The organism is Segatella maculosa DSM 19339 = JCM 15638, from assembly GCF_000382385.1.
Classification (GTDB): Bacteria; Bacteroidota; Bacteroidia; order Bacteroidales; family Bacteroidaceae; genus Prevotella; species Prevotella maculosa.
This window is the reverse complement of the sequence record NZ_KB908335.1, coordinates 41,457-60,689: the sequence shown is the minus strand read 5'-3', so window position 1 is coordinate 60,689 and position 19,233 is coordinate 41,457. Positions and strand designations below refer to the sequence as shown.

Below are 19,233 nucleotides of genomic sequence, written 5' to 3'. Positions count from 1 at the left end.
TTCTTCAAATAGAAGATGACTGAAAATGTACTTCTCATTGCTTTTGTTCCTTTCGTTTGCAAAATTATTTACTGTGGAGCAGTTGTCCACTAAGCAAATCGAGGGGAACGCGGAATAAGAAACCGAAGGGTAGGAATTTTCAGCCTAACAGCCTATTTCAGAGCGAATCTCCTTGTTTTCCCATTTGTTCATTCTTACCCTTGCAGGGGTTACGAATAGGAGACGGAACGCTGTCACTGTTTGGCATAAAGACCGTACACGGTTGGCATTACACTACTTCCAAAAGCCCTTTTAAGTCTTTGATTGATAACGTTATCGCTACATTTTCCCAAATTTCAGATTTTATATGTACTTTAGCGTGCAAAATGGCTGCGATTGGAACGCAAGGCGTAAGTTGTTGATAGCCATTTGACTGCATGTAGGGACGCACGGTCCGTGCGTCCGCTCCTAATAATCGTGCATTTGTGTTTCATTCTCCTTGCGCGGACGCACGAGCCGTGCGTCCCTACATGCCTCTAAGCATGCAACTCGTCCACCAGTCCACTTGTTTACTCCTCAACTGCGCGTGCGCGGACGCATGGGCCGTGCGTCCGCCCAACCAATCCTGCATGATGTGATTTCAATACAAGGGAGGGTCGTTCGCAACTTGATCTTCCATGAGCGAAAAAACAGCGTGGAAAGAAAAAAATATCGGCCGGAAATGATGAACATATCATGATTTTCTTTATATTTGTAGCCTGAACAATAACCTAAACGCAATTAAAACCAACATGAGACACATTACTTTCTGAGTCCGAAAGGACATGGAATAGCTGCCACCGTGCAGGGTATTCCGCTCTATCATCGCTTAAAAAACAAACTAAAAACAACGTATTTATTTCTCAAAAAACACTGTTATGAACCTAAACATCAAACCATCAACCTTGCTCATCGTGCTGTGTTCCGTCGCCGGGACATTGGCAACGCAGCAGGTTTCGGCACTCCCGGCGGTGCAAAACACGTCGGTTGTGCAGCAAGTTCGAAAGGTATCGGGCACCGTAAGCGATGCCATGGGACCACTGATCGGGGCAACCGTGAAGGAAAAAGGAACGTCGAATGGAGCCGTTACCGACCTCGACGGCCGCTTCACACTGTCGGTTCGGTCCGGAGCAACACTCGTTTTCTCCTACATCGGCTATGATGAGCAGGAGTTATCCGTGGGGAACAACGCCACGTTCAACGTGACTTTGAAAGAGCAGGGCCGCAACCTGAACGAGGTAGTTGTCATTGGTTACGGTACACAACGGCGTGAAGCAGTCACCGGTTCGGTAGCCAATGTGAGGGGAGACCTTGTGCGTGAGGTGCCCGGAAGCGACATTTCGAATGCCTTGCAGGGCCGTATTGCGGGCGTACAAATGATGCAAGCGTCTTCAAAACCGGGCGCTTCGATGCAGATTCGCATTCGCGGTACGCGTTCATTAACGGCAAGTAACGACCCATTGGTGGTGCTTGACGGGGTTCCTTTCGCCGGAAGTATCAATGACATCGACCCGAACAACATCAAATCGATGGACATTTTGAAAGACGCTTCGGCCACGGCTATCTACGGATCGCGCGGTGCCAACGGTGTAATTATCATCACAACATACAAGGGTTATCAAGATCAAAAGCCCACAGTAACGTACAATGGCTACGTAGGCATGAAGACGTTGTTCCACCGTTATCCCATGATGAACGCCGAAGCGTTCACGGAATTGCGCCGATATGCCAATAAATACCAATACGGAACGGACGAGATTGCGTGGGGAGAAGCCGGAAGTGTGGACACGGATTGGCAGAAATTGCTGTTCAAAAACGGCCTGACAACCAATCAAGACATCGGTGTTTCGGGTGGCTCTTCACATGGAAGTTACAACTTTGGTCTATCATATTTCCGCGATGAAGCAGTCATTCCGACGCAGAACTTCAATCGTTATGCGTTGCATGCCGCTATCGATCAGGAGATAGGGAAGTATATCAAGGTGGGCTTCAGCACCAATGCCAACTACAGTATCACCAATGGTGGGTCGTTGGGACTCTACAATACGCTCAGTGCGACGCCCATTACGAACCCCTACAGAGCCGACGGAACGCTGAAAGAACGCGTGAACATGGCCAGTGATACGCAGTGGGTGTATGCCAAGAAGAGCATCGAAGGCTTGGGAGATAATTTCAAAGACCAGACAAAAGCCTATGGTGCATATAACAATTTCTATGGAGAAGTGAAGATACCCGGCGTAGATGGGTTGAAATACCGCATCAACTTAGGACTTAACTACCGCCATAGCGACTACGGAAACTACGTGGGTACGGGCGTATTCTCAGATACTCCGAATGCCGATTCGCACGCAACTTCGCGCGAAAACACCACGACCAACTGGGCGATTGAGAACACTTTGAACTACGATAAGAGTTGGGGAAAGCACACCATCAACGCTGTCGGGCTCTATTCGGCAGAGCAAACGGTCTTCAAACAGACCTATATGTATGGCTTAAAGGTGCCGGCCGGCTTCCAATTCTACAACATCGGACAGGCCCAGAACGTTACGATAGACCCCTCGCAACAGGCTTATTACAAGAGTGGATTGGTGTCGGTGATGGGTCGTTTGATGTATAACTACGACAATAAGTATATGCTTAGCGTGGCATTCCGTTCAGATGCGTCGTCACGTTTGGCCAAAGGACACCAGTGGCACACCTATCCTGCGGTGTCATTGGGCTGGAACATGGCCCGAGAAACGTTCATGCAAGATGTCAAATGGCTTGAGACTTTGAAGCTACGTCTGGGCTATGGCGAGACTTCCAACCAGTCTGTGAACCCTTATTCCACTATGGGAACGCTCAGTACGCGCCCATATAACTTCGGTGAAAGCTATGCCGTGGGCACTTATGTCAGTTCACTTCCCAACGCAGCTTTGGGCTGGGAGTATTCCAAAACATGGAACTTCGGCGTGGATTTTACGCTGCTGAAGGGGCGATTAAGTGGGACATTGGAGTATTATGTACAGAATACAGAGGACTTATTAATGGGGGTTAACCTGCCTTCAACAACGGGTGTGAACAGCTATATGGCCAATGTGGGCAAGACACGCAACCGCGGTTTTGAGCTATCTCTCAATGGAACAATCCTCAATAACAAGGAGGGTTGGACGTGGGAAGCCGGACTTAACTGGTATACCAACAAGAACGAGCTGATAGAACTGGCCTCTGGAGCAACGCGAGATGAAAGCAATTGGTGGTTTGTCGGATATCCCATTAACGTCGTATATGACTATGAAAAGATCGGAATATGGCAGAAAGATGAAGAGCATATCCGCCGAATTGCAGAGCCGGGAGGCAATGCGGGCATGATAAAAATACGCTATAACGGAGCCTATGAGGCCGATGGTGTGACCCCGAAACGGGCATATGGCGAGGCCGACAGGCAGATTATAAAGATGGATCCGGCTTGGGAAGGCGGCTTCAACACACGTGTTTCCTACAAGAACTGGGACCTTTCACTCGTCGCTTCCTATCGTCATGGAGGCAAACTTATATCGACTATCTATGGCTCACAGGGCTATTTGAACATGCTAAGTGGGCGTCGTGGCAACATTAAAGTGGATTATTGGACAGAGAATAACCCTACGAATGATAATCCAAAGCCCGGAGGTATCGAGAGTAGCAACAATCCAAAGTATGGCAATTCCTTGGGTTATTTCAGCGCATCTTACCTGAAAGTGCGTACCATCACGCTGGGTTACAACTTCAATCAGCCCTGGCTTAAAGCCTGCGGTATATCGAAAGCCCGCGTTTATGCAACGGTTCAGAATCCCTTTGTGCTCTTTTCTCCCTACACGAATAAGTCGGGTATGGACCCAGAAACCAACTCCTACGGTAACGAAAACCAGGCCGTTGGCTCGTTCTATAAGTCACATTTGCTCGTTGTGGGCTTCAACACGCCTGCTACCCGCAACTTCCTTCTTGGCGTAAACATCACTTTTTAAACGACAAAAAAGATGAAAAAACATCATAATACAATCGCAATCGGCATCTTGGTAACGGGACTTACGCTCGCAGGATGCTCCAATGTGCTGGACGAAGTGAATCGACAGACCTACACGCCCGGCTATTTTCAAACGCAAGCTGGTGTAGAATCGGGCATAACCTCGCTCTATGCGAACCTCCGTTACTATTGGGGCAATGGCTATTGGCTCATTGCCAACGAGACAGGAACAGACGAATACACCTACGGACACGGTGGAAATGAAAACGATCTGCCCATCGATATGTCGGGAAAAGGCGCACTCAACGCCACAAACTGCCGTGCCGACGTGCTCTGGAACGTGGCTTTCACCGATATCAACACGGCAAGTGGCGTGCTTGAAAACGGCGCATCGATCGGTGTCAGTGAGGCAATGCTCTCCGAAGCTCACTTCTTTCGTGCCCTTGACTACTTTGAATTGGTACAGACTTTCGGTGGAGTTCCGTTGGATTTAGGCTCGGGTCAGCTGAAATTCAACACTGCTTCGGTTCGCACTTCCAAGCGAAATACGGTGCCAGAAGTGTACACCAAGGCCATCTTTCCCGACCTTCTGACAGCCATAACCCACCTTCCTGACAAGGGAAGAGTAACGGGTGGGGTGACGAAAACGGCTGCCCGACTCGTGCTGTCAAAGGCATATCTCACCTATGGATGGTGGCTCCAAAACCCCAATGGCATTCCTACTTACCCCGAATGTGACCGTACTGACCCCGATGGACACACGGCTTCGTGGTATTTCCAGCAGGCTTATGACATTGCAATCACGGCAATCAAGAACCCCGGAGCCTTTACCTTGCAACCCAGTTTCTATCAAGTGAACGTGGGAACTAACGACCGTAATGCCGAAATATTGCTTTATGCAGACCACACACAAAGCAGTAATTACTACGATGGTGGCACGAATTTCGATTGGGGAAACGGCAATTCACCCGGCAATTTTGCCCGTTGGATGTGTCGATGGGACTACACTTTCCTTGAGTCTTCCAGCCATCCTGTGAAGTGGACCAAGTTCCGTTCGGTGCAAAGACAGGCCGTTCAAGGGAAAGACCGCCCGTGGAAAGAAATGGCAACTCCAATTGAAGTGATGACCAAAACCTTTAAGGAAAAGACGTTCGACTCGCGTTTCGACGGCACGTTTGCCTATCAGTTCCGGGGCAATTGGGAGCTTTCGGGTGCCAATTCCGATGCAAACGGCAACGCAAACGTAGCCTATAACGCCAACATGTTGCCCATCAATGCAGAGGATTCTGTGCTGACCTTCATCGATGACGATGCCATCTTGGGCAGCATCGTCTATCCCGTTAAGGGCGCAATCAACGCTGCAGGCGATGGAACAAGCGCTGCCGGATACAGCAATGTGGGCGGTGGTGTGCTGCCGGGACGGGCAGATTGGGTGATTGGTGCGCATGGAATCAGTCGCTACGCCTATCTGAATAACTGGAAGAACGGCATCTATCGCACGGGAGACAAGGGACTTGGCAAGCCCAACGGCGACAGTCCACGTCCTTATCCGGTGCTGAAACTCTCCGAACTTTACTTCATTGCCGCCGAAGCTGCAGTGAAAGGAGCAACTACAGAGAGCGGATATACGGCACGAGACCTTGTGAATGTGATCCGTGCACGGGCAGGAAAGTGGACGTATGACAATAATCGTCAGCGCGAAAAGATTGTAGATCATAGTGCAAAAATGGTGGCTACAACGCCTGCAACCATCACGATTGACTACCTACTCGACGAGCGTAGCCGTGAATTCTTCGGTGAAGGATATCGTTGGTGGGACCTTGTTCGCACGCAGACTTGGGCAACCAAGGCCGCAACCTACACCATTTGCGGACTTCAGGCGGGCGACCATACGCCGCAAACCATCACGCGAACCATCACGAAAGACCATTACCTGCGCCCGATTCCGCAAGGACAAATCGACGCTTTGCAGATGTCTGCAGCCGAAAAGACGACTTATCAGAATCCGGCCTATCGGTAATAACGGTCCAATCTCACCCATTTTGCACGATAAAATGGGTGATTTCACCGTGCAATATGGGTCATATTGCCGCGCAATATGGCTCATTTTAGAAACCGATATGGCCGAGCCGGAAATGTAGGGACGCACGGGCCGTGCGTCCGCTTAAACGAAAATACTTTCATAAAGCTTTGAGGAGGGTAGAGAAACGCTTGGTTGGAGCGGACGCACGGACCGTGCGTCCCTACATGCCAACAGCGATGTTGCGCAACACAACTGACGGAATTGCGACGCAATCAACGTACTTGTAGAACTTGAAGACATGAACAGTGCCTTTCCCCCGAAGTTTCATTGCGACGTAACCAACGCACTACGGGAGCGGACCTTGGCCTCACTTTCTCTTCGTTTTCTGCTACCGAACTTTCCGAAAAAATCCCTTGTCGGCCCCGAAATGGGTGGACAAGGGATTTTCCTTTAAGGTTTGAACTTCGAAACTTTGACGTTTGAGCTTTGAAACTTTGAAGTTTGAAGTTTGAAATTTGAACTTTATGATAAGCTCATCTTTCAGTTTAAGCCTTCAGACTTTGAAGTTTGAACTTTGAAATTTGAACTTTATGATAAGCTCATCTTTCAGTTTAAGCTTTCAGACTTTGAAGTTTGACGTTTGAAATTTGAACTTTATGATCGGTTGACTGTGTTTGTATTGCACGAAAGCACTGCTTATTTTGCGAACGAGAAGTGCTGCCAAGGACTGTCAGGTTCGTTCATGAGCTTCTTGACTGTGGTGGCACTGTGCTTTAATTCATAGCCGTCGGCACCCCAAAGGCAATAGCCGATGAGATAACTCTTACCGTAATCCTCCCACGAAGTGAGCGACTTATGGGCCTGTTCATCGGCAAAATCAACGTATTCCCACAGTTCCTTCTCACTGATATACTTTGATTCTGCACACCAACGTGCAACGGATATCAATTGAGTAGTATCGAAAGCGATGCCGCCGATGCGTGAAAACTCGGCCTCATCCTTTACGATTCCCTCTTTAACAAGATTGCCGATATACTTGAATGCACGTCCAATCTGCTCTGCACATGCCTTTGCTTCGTTTGGATTTACAAAGGTTTCACTGAGATACTCCTCTATGGCTTTCTGCTCTTTCAGCTTGAATGCCTCGGCAATATGAGAGGAATAGTCTTTCTTGCATGCAATCTTCAGATCGTTTAAAGCATCAACAGCCGTGTCATGGTCATCGATGTTCCAATCCTCTTTCAGCCTGTCTTCGCGCTCTTCCTTTTCAAGTCCGGTCTTAACGGAGTTCAGATAGCCTTTGTCGAACATTGCATATATGGCACCCAACAGTATTTTTCGCTGTTGGTCCTCGGTCAACGAAGTGTTCTCGTCCATACGGAACCCACTCTTGAAGAGGCGGAGAAAGCCCCTTGCCTTAAAGAAGTAGCGGTAAAGAGTGACGGCAACCACCACTATAACGATGGCATAGACAATCCATTTAACGGCTCCACTGGATTCACCGGACTCTCCTGCGGGAACCCGGACACGGAATCTAAGGGCGAAAACTTGCTGTGCTGCGAGGCACAACATCAGCATCATGCTTGTGATAACTCTCTTTTTCATAAATGATATGTTTGATTTGGTGAAATAGTTTCAAGTCGGGAGTGGTGAACTTGCGCCTTATTTCGCGAAAGGAATGCACTTCCAAGGACTCTTCGGGTTGGTGTACATCTTCTTGGCATAGCCTGTCATCACCTCGAAGTAGTTGGCCGTGCCACACCACAGACAGCGACCAATAATGTAACTCTTGCCGAAATCTTCCCAATTGGTAAGTGTGCGGTGAGCAATTTCGTCAGCTGCATCGGCATAACGCCACAGTTCTTCCTCGGTGATCCAGCCCTCTTCGGCACACATTCGGGCCACAAATACGAGCCTACCTACGTCCCATGCGTCGGGTCCGATGCGTATAAAGTCGGCCTCATCCCGTATGATTTGCTCCTTCATCAGCGGTTCCAAGGACGCAAAGGCATATTGCACTTGCTCCCAACAGTCCTGCATGTCCTCCTCATCTTCAAAGCTTTCGCTGATATATTGCTGGATTTCTTTCTTGTTTTTGAGCTTCAATGATTCGGCAACTTGGGTGAAGAAGCGGCGCGAACCGGCATCTTTGAAATAGTCCAACTTGTCTTTTGCCGTCGCCGAATCGGTAATTCCGTAGGCCCGGGACAGCAGTTCCCGGCGTTCTTCCCTGCCCATTCCGGTCTTGATGACATTCATGGGCGAACTCTTTTGCGTTGAATAAACCCCGCTCAAAAGCATTTTTCGCTGTTGGTCCTCGGTCAGTTGGGTGTCCTCTTCCATGCGAAGACTTCCGCCAAACATGCGGAACAGCATCTTCACTTTCGACCAATGGTTGTACAAGGTGACGAGGAGGAACACGCCACCGAAAGCAAGAATGAACCATAACGTAGTGTAACTGCTGCTTACGGGAGCTTCCAGTCGCTTCTCAGTAAGCTTGGATGCCGCTGCATACTGGGCCGTGAAGCACAGCAACGGCAGAAGGATTGTTGTTGTTTTCTTTATCATATAGGTGTCATTATTAGGGGTTTCGGCTTATTTCTTCTTGCCTTTTGCAGTCTTCTTTGCCACAGGTTTCTCGGGCATTTTGTTCTCCGGACGTTCAAATCCGTCTTTCTTTGCCCGCTCACTCATGGTCTTGATGCGCTTGTCAAGGTCGGGATGAGAGGAGAACATACGCTTCCATTTGCTGTCTTTTTGGTAACCTGCGTCCTCTTCGAGCTTCTTTAACTTCTCAAACGACAATGCAATAGCCCACGGGTTCTTGCCGTTTTTCTTCAGAAACTCATAGCCATAGCTGTCTGCACTGCTCTCTTGTTTTCGCGAATATGAGGCATTCAGCAACGTTTCTCCAAGGTCGCCGAGTTGCGAATCAGTGAGTGCTGCGGCCTTACCGTTGGTAGATGAGACGCCGTCTTTTAGTGCCGAAGTGAGCAAAGCCGTGCGGAATGCGTCCTTAGAATCCTTGTGTGCGACGTGTCCGATCTCGTGTCCAATGACCCCAAGTAGCTCTTCATCGGTCATAATGTCCATCAAAGAGGAGAACACCCGCACGCTTCCGTCGGCACAAGCAAAGGCATTCACGTCGGTAACATAATAGACCTTGAAGTTCAAAGGAATGCCTTCAACGTTGGTCAGGCCTGTCGTCAGCCTCTTCAGACGCACGGTATAGGGATTCTTTTCAGGGCAAACCTGATTGTGTTTGTCCATCCAAGCGACGTATTCCCTGACATAATTCGCCATGTCGGCATCGGTCAGCGTCGCCGCTTTCACTGCCTTTGCAGCCCCGCTGACGGCTTTCTTAAGATTAAACTGTGCCATCACCGGCATTGAACTCACCATACAGCATGCTGCAATCAGCAGGCGTGATACTACTTTTTTCATACAATAACTTTTTAATATACTGTTAATCGTGTAACAAAAGTATATAAAAAATCGGTAAATCTGTACAGTCTCACTGTCTTTTTTACGTTTTTTCGTTTCAGATAAACGCCACGGTGAGTCCTGCCATGACGATGCTTACCATCGACATTAGCTTGATCAAGATGTTCAGACTGGGGCCTGAAGTGTCTTTAAAAGGGTCTCCAACGGTGTCACCCACGATGGTTGCCTTGTGAGCCGCAGAGCCTTTGCCACCGAAGTGTCCTTCTTCTACCATCTTCTTTGCATTATCCCACGCGCCACCGGCATTGGCCATGAACACCGCCAACGTGAACCCTGCCGACAAACTGCCCACCAATAAGCCCAAAACTCCGGCCACTCCGAGCACCATTCCCACTACGATTGGAATGGCAATCGCCAGCAAACTCGGCACAATCATCTCTCTTTGAGCACTCCGAGTGGATATTTCTACACAGCGACCATAGTCGGGTTCGGCCTTTCCTTCCAGTATTCCTTTGAACTCACGGAACTGCCTTCGCACCTCTTCCACCATGGATTGGGCAGCCCGTCCCACGGCTCCCATCGTCAAACCACAGAAGAGAAAGGCCGCCATTGCACCGATAAAGGCACCCACAAGTACCTTGGGATTCATCAAATTCACTTGAAAGAAGTCCATGAAATCAGGCATCGTAGCCCTCGAAGGGTCGAAAGATTGCCCCGCAACATCTATGAAACGGGCCCCTTCTTCCACGGCTCTTGCCATCGCTATCTTTATCTCTTCGACATACGAAGCCAGCAAGGCAAGGGCCGTCAATGCCGCACTTCCGATGGCAAACCCCTTGCCCGTGGCGGCCGTTGTGTTGCCCAATGCGTCGAGCGCATCAGTACGTTGGCGCACTTCCTTGCCCAGTTCGCTCATCTCGGCATTGCCTCCTGCGTTGTCGGCAATGGGACCATAGGCGTCAGTTGCAAGCGTTATGCCGAGCGTTGAGAGCATTCCAACGGCCGCAATGCCGATGCCATAGAGGCCACGACTGATGGAATCGGCCCGCATGCTCATGTCGAAACCGTTGGCACAAAGGTAACTCAGCAGGATAGCCGCAGCGATAACGAGCACGGGAATGCACGTGGAAATCATGCCGGTGCCCAAACCTTTGATGATTACCGTGGCCGGACCGGTCTGGCTTGCCTCGGCTATTTGCTGCGTGGGACGGTAACTTTGCGAGGTATAATACTCGGTTGCCTGACCGATAATGACCCCTGCAATGAGTCCACTGATGACAGAAAACGACACACCGAGCCAGTTTTCAATGCCTAAAAGATAAAGAATAACGAACGAAGCCACGGCAATCAGCACCGCACTCACATTGGTTCCGAGTCCCAAGGCCCGTAACAATTGCTTCATCGTTGCCCCTTCTTTCGTGCGAACAAGGAAGATTCCGATGAGCGAAAGGAATATTCCTACGGCCGCAATAATCATCGGTGCGATGACAGCCCGCAGTTGCATGTCGCCTTTCATGGCAAAGGCTGTGGCCCCAAGTGCGGCAGTTGAGAGGATACTTCCGCAGTAGCTCTCATACAAATCGGCCCCCATTCCGGCCACATCGCCCACATTGTCGCCCACATTATCAGCTATCGTGGCCGGATTTCGCGGGTCGTCTTCGGGGATATCTGCCTCAACCTTGCCCACAAGGTCGGCTCCCACGTCGGCTGCCTTGGTGTAGATGCCACCGCCGACACGCGCAAACAACGCCTGCGTAGAGGCGCCCATGCCAAACGTGAGCATGGTTGTCGTGACGGTAATCAGGGCCGTTTGCTCGCCTTCATAGACGTAATTGAGAATCAGGAACCACAGGGCAATGTCGAGAAGTCCCAGTCCCACGACTACAAGTCCCATCACGGCGCCACTTCTGAAAGCCACTTTCAGTCCGCTGTCCAAGCCTTTCTGCGCCGCATGCGCCGTGCGTCCGGAGGCATAGGTGGCTGTCTTCATGCCGAAAAAGCCCGAGAGTCCCGAGAAGAAACCACCCGTCAAGAAGGCCACGGGCACCCAAGGATTCTGTATTTTCAGCACATAAGCCATGAAAGCAAACACCAAAGCGAGCACCACAAACACGATGCCAACAACCTTATATTGCTGCCGCAGGTAGGCCATGGCGCCTTTCCTGACGTGCATGGCGATTGTTTTCATCTTCGTGGTTCCCTCATCTTCTTTCATCATGGCCGTGAAAAAATACCACGCCATGCCCAATGCAACGGCCGATGCCAGCGGCACAAGCCAAAAAACGGTAGGAATGTTCATCATGCGTTTCTATGTTAAGGTAAATCAATTCGTGCAGTGTTTGGGAACAAATATACGAATATTCGTCGCTTATTGTCCCCATTTTGGATTATTTAACAAAGGAAAAGCCCTCCGAACATGGGTTTGGAAGGCGGGGAGAAAGGGCACGACAATCCATCAGGACGCACGAGACCGCACGCCCTTTTTGCCCATCGTTGAGGCCAAAAACACTATGCTTGCGTCGCCTTACCGCTCAAACTTCTCGATGCTCAGCCCCTTTTCGCAGAGCGATTCCAACTGAGGCACAAGGCGGGTGAAGTGCTCTGAATGCGCATGCTTATCCAAAAGTTCGCTGTTTTCCCAGCTTTCACAGAACATATATACGCCGGGTTGAGTGGTACTTTCAAAGAGATCGTAGCCCTTGTTGCCTGCATCTTGGCGCGATTTCTCCACCAATTCGTCGGTCACAGCCTTCACTTGGGCGGTGGTCACGCCCGCTTTCACTACGAAAAATGCATTGATACGAATCATAATCCTAATGTTTTATTGATTGATTGAAGTGCCGCAAAGATAGTGTTTTTTGCTGAACAGGCCATCGTTTTTTGCATATAATCGCACCGAATGGCTGTCCTGAGCGCCCTTTTTCACGCTCCTTTCAATGCCGTCGGAGTGAGATAACGATGTAGGGACGCACGGCTCGTGCGTCCGCGTAAGGGGATTACAAACGAATATGCGTGATTGATGGAGCGGACGCACGGGCCGTGCGTCCCTACATGCGTCGAACCATCAACTTGTCCACTTGTTTACGCGTCCACTGTCAACTGAAATGTGAACGGACGCACGGGCCGTGCGTCCCTACATCATTCGCAGTGATTATCAACGACTTTCATCTCATGTTCCAATCTCACCCATTTTGCCGTGTAATGTGCCCCATATTACACGCTAATCTCACCCTTATTGCGCGGTAAAATGGGTGAGATTGGAACGCAACATGCAAAGGGTTGATTTTCAATCCTGTTTGCGCTGTCTGAAACGGCTGCCTTCCGGTATTCCCGATGGCGGTTCATGCGTCGTGATGTTCACGCACCGACGGTCCGACACTAGGCGAATGGGCCTCGGAAAGTGGTGACCTTTCGGTCGTTTCGGGCAGCATATACCGCTCCACATTGTCGTTGAAGAGCGGGCATGCGGCCGACTGCGCCTTTCCTTCACGGTAGACAAGGCGGCAGATATGGAGCAAATCGGGCACGTTGGCATGCAATAACATGATTCGACGCGTCAGGATTTGGGTGGCAAACATGCGCTTCATCAAGGGCGCGGAAAGCCAAACGGGGAGCCGGAACGGGAGCACTTCGCCCCTGTAATGGCGCAAGTTGACGCCCCGACCGGCTACGATCTTCATACATTCGCGCACCGTCAGCACCGCACGGCGCAGGAGATGGGTGCTGTCCATCAGCCTTTCTACGCACTCGTCTGCCCGCTTTGGGTCGGCTTCGGCAAGGGCAATGATGGTCGAAATCACGCCGGCATTGATGCTCATATGCAGCCATATCCACTCTAACATGTCGTGGGGGCACTCGCTTTTTATGCCAGATTGGAGGAAAGAACGGGTGATATCGTCGTAGTTTTCGACAGCGGTTCGCTCGCGGGATTCAAGCATAATGTGGTCGAAAACCACGCATTCCAGTCGGCAATCTGCCTTGTTCAGTCGTCCTCCTGCAACGGGATAACCCAACAGATAAGGCCTTCCGGCCATGATATGTTCGATATGTTCGCGGCTTTCCCATACGCCGCAGAAGAGCAATATCGTTCCTTCGAAGCGGTTGTCGCGAAGGGTTTCGAGCGCTTCTTCAAGGCGGAGGGACGACAGACTGACGATGATGAAGTCGTAACGGCTGCCGGGTGTGGCACGAGTTATAGGGTAATGGTCTTCCGTTTGTAGCCCTTTCTTGTCGTTCCGGCCGTCGAGCAGCGACACAGAGAGGCTTTCGGTGGCATGGTTCTGCGACGTGGGACGAATGTAATGTGCCACATCGTGCCCGCTTTTTCGTAGGATATAGCCATACGTAGAGCCGATGACACCGAGCCCGAGGATTAATATTTTCATGCGAATATGGCTTTAATGATGATGAAAATTCATGTCGCAAAGGTAGTCATTCAATGAGGAATATCGGGTCTTTCGGCTGGAAAAATAACATTGTTTCAAACAAACAACCGGCCGAAATACCGAAAACCGAGTAATAAAACAAGGTATGTGGGGCGGCTGTGAATTGCCTATTAATAGGTATTGCGAGCCGAAAACGGAAGGCGTATCTTTGCATTTGACAAATCAAACCGTAGAATTTAAAACGCAATCATATGAAAACAAAATGCTTTTTAGGCTTGATGGCACTGCTGTGCACACTTTCCTTGCCCGGTAAGGCGGGCGAACCGGTGGCGAAGAACCGCACCGATGCGAACATCTATGGGCATGTTGTCCAAGCAAAAGACAATGAACACCTGGCCTATGTCACCGTTTCTGTGAGGGGAACCACGCTGACGACCGCCACAGATGCTACCGGTCACTATTACTTAAAGGACCTTCCTGTGGGCAAACATACTGTTGAAGCGAAGGCATTGGGCTATCGAACGGCCACCCATGAGATAGAAATCAGCGCGAATAGTTCGCAAGAAGTGAACTTCACACTCACCGAAGATGCCATCGCTTTGGACGAAGTTGTGCTCACAGCCAACCGCTCACAGACGCTAAGGCGCGAGGCTCCGGCCCTCGTAAACGTGTTGGACAGCAAGCTATTTGACCAAACCAACGCCATGTGTATGGCGCAGGGACTGAACTTCCAGCCCGGTGTACGCACCGAAAACAACTGTCAGAACTGTGGCTTCTCACAGGTGCGTATCAACGGACTTGACGGACATTACAGTCAGATATTGATTGATTCGCGCCCTATTTTCACCTCACTCAACGGTATATATGGCTTGGAACAAATCCCTTCAAACATGATCGATCGCATCGAAGTGGTGCGGGGTGGCGGCTCAGCGCTATATGGTGCGTCGGCCATCGGAGGCACCATCAACGTCATTACCAAGGAACCTGTGCGCAATTCTGCCGAAGTGAGCCACACAACGACGTCCATAGAAGGAAAGGGAGGCATGGAGAATAATACCACAGCCAACGTCTCTGTGGTGAGCGAAGACGGCAAAACAGGCCTCTATGTCTATGGTCAACACCATTACAGACCAAGCTTTGACCACGACGGAGACGGCTATACTGAATTGCCAAACCTGCGGAATCAGACGCTCGGATTGAGCGCTTTCTACAAGTTTACGCCTTATTCAAAGCTCTCATTGCAGTATCATAACATCAGTGAATTCCGAAGGGGAGGCAACAACTTGGACCTTCCGCCCCACGAAGCCAACATCACCGAGCAGCTCGACCACGACATCAACGGGGGCAACTTGGCCTATGATCTCTCGTCAAGTGACTACAAGAACCGCCTGAAAGCCTATTTCTCGTTCAGCAATACCACCCGGAAAAGCTACTATGGTGGCATCGGTGAAGGTTCTTTCGCCGACCGAATTGCAGCGCAAAAAGCCTACGGACGCACCACAGATTTCACTACTGTTACGGGCTTACAATACCTCCATCAGTTCGATAACCTGCTCTTTATGCCATCCGATCTCACCCTCGGTGCAGAGTATAACCATGATGCATTGAAAGACAAAATCATCGGATATAACCATCTACTTGAGCAGAAATCGAGGATTACCAGCGCTTATTTGCAAAACGAATGGAAGAATAAGACGTGGAGTTTCCTGCTGGGTTGGCGCATAGATAAGCACAATCTGATCCGTCATGCCATCTTCAGTCCGCGCGTGAACCTGCGCTATAACCCCACAGAAAACATCAATCTGCGGGCCAGTTACTCCAGTGGTTTCCGCGCACCGCAGGCATTCGACGAAGACCTTCACGTGGGGTTTGCAGGCGGAGAACGCATCGTTACGCGACTGGCAAGCGGACTTAAAGAGGAGCGTTCACACAGTTTTAGTCTCTCGGCCGACCTTTATCAGACGATAGGAAGCGTGCAAACGAACTTCCTCATCGAGGGCTTCTACACCCATCTGACCGATGTTTTCGCCCTAAGACAGCTCAACACGAAGGACAGCGAGGGTAACCGCGTGCAGGAACGCTACAACGGAAGCGGCGCAAAAGTGCTCGGACTGAACCTCGAAGGCAAGGCAGCTTTCACCTCATGGTTCCAACTTCAGGCCGGAATGACGCTGCAGCAAAGTCGCTATGACGAAGAAACGGAGTGGGACGAAGACGCCCCCAAGGTGAAGAAATTCATGCGCACGCCCTCTGCCTACGGCTACTTCACGGCCTCGTTCACGCCACTCAAGAACCTCTCGGCCTCGCTTTCGGGCAACTACACGGGCCGAATGCTCGTCGGACATGCCAAGCACACGCTCGAAGACGGAACCGAAGTAGGGCCCGAAGCCGTTGACACACCGGCCTTCTTCACGCTCAACACGAAACTGGCCTACAACATCCGGCTCTCCGATTACGTGAAGCTGGAGCTGAACGCCGGCATTCAGAACCTCACCAACGCCTATCAAAAGGACTTCGACCGCGGTTGGGGACGCGACTCGGCCTACATCTACGGTCCGGCTCAGCCCCGTTGCTTCTTCGCCGGCGTAAAAATCGTTTATTAAGGGAGCCTCCCCCGGTCCCTCCAAAGCAGGGGAGTGGTGTCTTGCGGGCTATCATGCCCGTGAAACAGCGCGTGGAAGTCGGCGGAACGGGGAGGAAGAGGCTGCAAGATAGAGAGAACTTATGGCCTAAATAGGGAGCACTTGTTGACAAAGTAAGGAGCACTTATGGCCTAAGTAGAGGAAAGCTATCGACCAAATAGGGAGCATCTATTGACCAAATAGGGAGCATCTATTGACCAAATAGGGAGCATCTATTGACCAAATAGGGAGTATCTATTGACGAAATAGGGAGAAGAGGACGACAGCTATAGGAGTTGCGACTTTCCCAACGTAGTGGGAAAGTATTCCCACTACGTTGGGAAAACAGTCCCACCACGTTGGGAACATCGTCCCACCACGTTGGGAAACCGATAGGTCCTATAGCTGTCGCTATCAAGTCCTATAGTTGTGCACGTCAGAATAGGCTTTTGTGTTGCACAATACCTATTATTATACAACGGAAGGCCTATCGTTATACAACGCAAGGCTTATCGTTATGCGACGCAAGGCCTGCGCTTGTGCCTCGCAAGGTGTATGTTCCCACTGCGCAAGAGACATGCTTCGGGCGCACGCCCCGGGGCGCCTCACATTCCTTATAAATAATGATTGCACGGCCGAATGCAAAGCTTTAACTTTGCAAACGAATTCAAAAAGACGAAAACATGAGATTTATGTTATCCCTACTCGGGGCATGCTTTGCGACGGCCGCAGGTGCAACGGAAGCCGACTCGACCATCGCAAGCCGGCACGAACTGCGCGAAGTGGTCGTGACGGGCTTCAAACAAGACAACGTGAAAGATGCACCTGTGTCGGTTTCGACAGCCGGAAGCCGCTTCATTCAGGACAACGAACTGTGCGGACTGCGCGAGATGAGCACGGTGTTTGCCAACTTCTTCATGCCCGACTACGGGGCACGGCAGAACACGCCCATCTATATTCGCGGCATAGGTTCGAAGATCAACGCGCCTTCCGTGGGACTTTACGTCGACGGAATGCCCTATTTCGACCGCTCGGTTTTCGACATGGAGCTTGCCGGAATCAGTGGGATTGAGGTGCTTCGTGGGCCACAAGGCACGCTCTACGGACGCAATTCGACGGGCGGACTCATCAATATTTCGACCCATTCGCCGCTGGATTACCAGAACACTATGGCCCGAATTGGCTACGGATCGCGCAACGATATGCAGTTCACTTTGGGTCATTATGCGAAGCTGAACGAGCGTTTCGGCTTCTCCATATCGGGTAATTACCACCACAACGACGGCTTTTTCTATAATCGAACCCTTGGCGAGAAGGCCGATGACAGCAACACTGCGAGCGCCAGACTGGGCTTTGCTTGGCGGCCGACCGACCGCTGGACGATGCGCATGAGCCTCATCTTCGACCACACGCTGCAGGGCGGTTATCCCTATGGTGCCTATGATGTGGTGGCAAACCGGGTCGGAACGGTCGGCTATAACCGCCGGAGCAACTACCGACGCAACCTGTTCTCGGGCGGAATGAACTGGCTCTACCGCGGCGAGGGCTTCAGCTTCAACAGCCAGACGTCCTTTCAATACAGCAAAGACCGGCAACACATCGACCAAGACTTCATGCCGGTCGACCTCTTCTTTGCCATCACTGCACTGAAACAACGCCTCGCCAGTCAGGAGTTCACGCTGCGTTCGACGCGCCACGACAGCCGCTATCACTGGATTGTTGGGGCATTCGGCTTCTATCAGAAGCTCAACAACATGGTCGAAACACAGTTCCTGACGCCGAAATTCGCCACACCGAGGTTCTATGACAACCCCACTTGGGGCGGTGCCCTCTATCATCAATCCACCTATGACCTTACGCAAAGCCTGCATGCTGCCGTGGGATTGCGCTACGATTACGAGCGCGTGGGCGAGGATTATGAGGCTTATAAATACGCGTTGGCGGCGGGAATGGACAGCAAGGTGCTGACGGCTACGTTCAAAGACCACATGCATTTCAGTCGGATTACGCCGAAGTTCACGCTCAGCCAACACCTCTCGGCCGACAAAATGGTGTATGCTTCGGTGGCAGCCGGCTACAAAGCGGGCGGCTATAACCTGACGTCGACCACGAAAGACCTGCCGGCTTACGACCCCGAATACAACTGGAACTACGAGATCGGTGCGAAGTTGGCCTTCTTCGACAGGGCACTTCAGACCGAAATAAGCCTGTTCTACATCGATTGGAAGCATCAGCAAGTGACCTCGACCGTGCCGGGTCTGGGCAATATCATCAACAACGCGGGTCACTCCGACAGTAAAGGTGTCGAGCTTTCGGCTGTCTATAGGCCCCTCACGGGCTTGGAACTGCGGGCCAATTACGGCTACACCTACGCCCGGTTCCTGCGCTATGAGAAGAGTGCGACGGTCAGTTACACGGGCAATATGCTGCCGATGGTGCCCCGACAGACGATGGCTTTCGCGGCCAACTACACCATTCCGCACGTCATGGGCTTGGACAAACTGATGCTGAATGCCGCACTCACGGGCGCAGGTAAGATTTATTGGACTGAAGACAACATGCTCCGGCAACCCTTCTACACCCTGCTCAACCTGAAAGTTGCCGCAACCAAGGGGCGGTTCACGTGGGAACTGTGGAGCAAGAACACCACCAACACGCGCTACATGGCCTATGCTTTCGTGGCTCCCACCGCCTATGCACAGCAAGGCAGGCCGTTCACGATGGGCACGTCGCTCTTGTTCAAACTCAATCCCTGAC

10 protein-coding genes are annotated in these 19,233 nt (G+C 51.0%); 4 read left to right on the top strand and 6 right to left on the bottom strand.

The genetic code is table 11. The features are described 5' to 3' along the window. Nucleotides 1–896: 896 nt before the first annotated feature. Both H164_RS0111530 and H164_RS0111525 read left to right on the top strand, forming a co-directional pair. A complete protein-coding gene (locus H164_RS0111530) occupies nt 897–4,004 on the top strand; it encodes a SusC/RagA family TonB-linked outer membrane protein (RefSeq protein WP_019968763.1) in 3,108 nt (1,035 codons plus the stop codon). A gap of 12 nt (nt 4,005–4,016) precedes the next feature. Continuing rightward, a complete protein-coding gene (locus H164_RS0111525) occupies nt 4,017–6,023 on the top strand; it encodes a RagB/SusD family nutrient uptake outer membrane protein (protein WP_019968762.1) in 2,007 nt (668 codons plus the stop codon). 699 nt (nt 6,024–6,722) lie between these two features. On the opposite strand, the gene H164_RS0111515 is transcribed toward H164_RS0111525, so the two are convergent. The 6 genes from H164_RS0111515 to H164_RS0111490 form a co-directional block, all read right to left on the bottom strand. Beyond that, nucleotides 6,723–7,631 carry a DUF1266 domain-containing protein gene (locus H164_RS0111515; RefSeq protein ID WP_019968761.1) on the bottom strand — a complete coding sequence of 303 codons (909 nt, stop codon included), beginning with the start codon at nt 7,629–7,631 and terminating at the stop codon, nt 6,723–6,725. 57 nt (nt 7,632–7,688) lie between these two features. Further along, nucleotides 7,689–8,594 carry a DUF1266 domain-containing protein gene (locus tag H164_RS0111510; protein WP_019968760.1) on the bottom strand — a complete coding sequence of 302 codons (906 nt, stop codon included), beginning with the start codon at nt 8,592–8,594 and terminating at the stop codon, nt 7,689–7,691. Nucleotides 8,595–8,621: 27 nt separating this feature from the next. Beyond that, the gene (locus tag H164_RS0111505) at nt 8,622–9,470 is read right to left on the bottom strand and encodes a M48 family metallopeptidase (RefSeq protein WP_019968759.1); all 849 of its coding nucleotides are present in this window, start codon (nt 9,468–9,470) and stop codon (nt 8,622–8,624) included. Between the two features lie 97 nt (nt 9,471–9,567). Continuing rightward, nucleotides 9,568–11,772 carry a sodium-translocating pyrophosphatase gene (locus H164_RS0111500; RefSeq protein ID WP_019968758.1) on the bottom strand — a complete coding sequence of 735 codons (2,205 nt, stop codon included), beginning with the start codon at nt 11,770–11,772 and terminating at the stop codon, nt 9,568–9,570. Nucleotides 11,773–11,994: 222 nt separating this feature from the next. Beyond that, entirely contained in the window at nt 11,995–12,279 is a 285-nt protein-coding gene (locus H164_RS0111495) for a putative quinol monooxygenase (protein WP_008565903.1), read from the bottom strand. A gap of 532 nt (nt 12,280–12,811) precedes the next feature. After that, the gene (locus H164_RS0111490; RefSeq protein WP_019968757.1) at nt 12,812–13,855 is read right to left on the bottom strand and encodes a ketopantoate reductase family protein; all 1,044 of its coding nucleotides are present in this window, start codon (nt 13,853–13,855) and stop codon (nt 12,812–12,814) included. Nucleotides 13,856–14,106: 251 nt separating this feature from the next. Between H164_RS0111490 and H164_RS0111485 the strand changes: the two genes are divergently transcribed. Together H164_RS0111485 and H164_RS0111480 are read left to right on the top strand one after the other, a co-directional pair. After that, on the top strand, nt 14,107–16,458 hold the full coding sequence (locus tag H164_RS0111485) for a TonB-dependent receptor (RefSeq protein ID WP_019968756.1): 2,352 nt from the start codon (nt 14,107–14,109) through the stop codon (nt 16,456–16,458). Nucleotides 16,459–17,159: 701 nt separating this feature from the next. Beyond that, nucleotides 17,160–19,232 carry a TonB-dependent receptor gene (locus H164_RS0111480; protein ID WP_025830309.1) on the top strand — a complete coding sequence of 691 codons (2,073 nt, stop codon included), beginning with the start codon at nt 17,160–17,162 and terminating at the stop codon, nt 19,230–19,232. Nucleotide 19,233 lies beyond the last annotated feature (1 nt).

What these genes read in the sequence shown, in the direction of transcription:
- H164_RS0111530 (WP_019968763.1), top strand. Translation starts at nt 897, where the DNA reads ATGAACCTAAACATCAAACCATCAACCTTGCTCATCGTGCTGTGTTCC.
- H164_RS0111525 (WP_019968762.1), top strand. Translation starts at nt 4,017, where the DNA reads ATGAAAAAACATCATAATACAATCGCAATCGGCATCTTGGTAACGGGA.
- H164_RS0111515 (WP_019968761.1), bottom strand. Translation starts at nt 7,631, where the DNA reads ATGAAAAAGAGAGTTATCACAAGCATGATGCTGATGTTGTGCCTCGCA.
- H164_RS0111510 (WP_019968760.1), bottom strand. Translation starts at nt 8,594, where the DNA reads ATGATAAAGAAAACAACAACAATCCTTCTGCCGTTGCTGTGCTTCACG.
- H164_RS0111505 (WP_019968759.1), bottom strand. Translation starts at nt 9,470, where the DNA reads ATGAAAAAAGTAGTATCACGCCTGCTGATTGCAGCATGCTGTATGGTG.
- H164_RS0111500 (WP_019968758.1), bottom strand. Translation starts at nt 11,772, where the DNA reads ATGATGAACATTCCTACCGTTTTTTGGCTTGTGCCGCTGGCATCGGCC.
- H164_RS0111495 (WP_008565903.1), bottom strand. Translation starts at nt 12,279, where the DNA reads ATGATTCGTATCAATGCATTTTTCGTAGTGAAAGCGGGCGTGACCACC.
- H164_RS0111490 (WP_019968757.1), bottom strand. Translation starts at nt 13,855, where the DNA reads ATGAAAATATTAATCCTCGGGCTCGGTGTCATCGGCTCTACGTATGGC.
- H164_RS0111485 (WP_019968756.1), top strand. Translation starts at nt 14,107, where the DNA reads ATGAAAACAAAATGCTTTTTAGGCTTGATGGCACTGCTGTGCACACTT.
- H164_RS0111480 (WP_025830309.1), top strand. Translation starts at nt 17,160, where the DNA reads ATGAGATTTATGTTATCCCTACTCGGGGCATGCTTTGCGACGGCCGCA.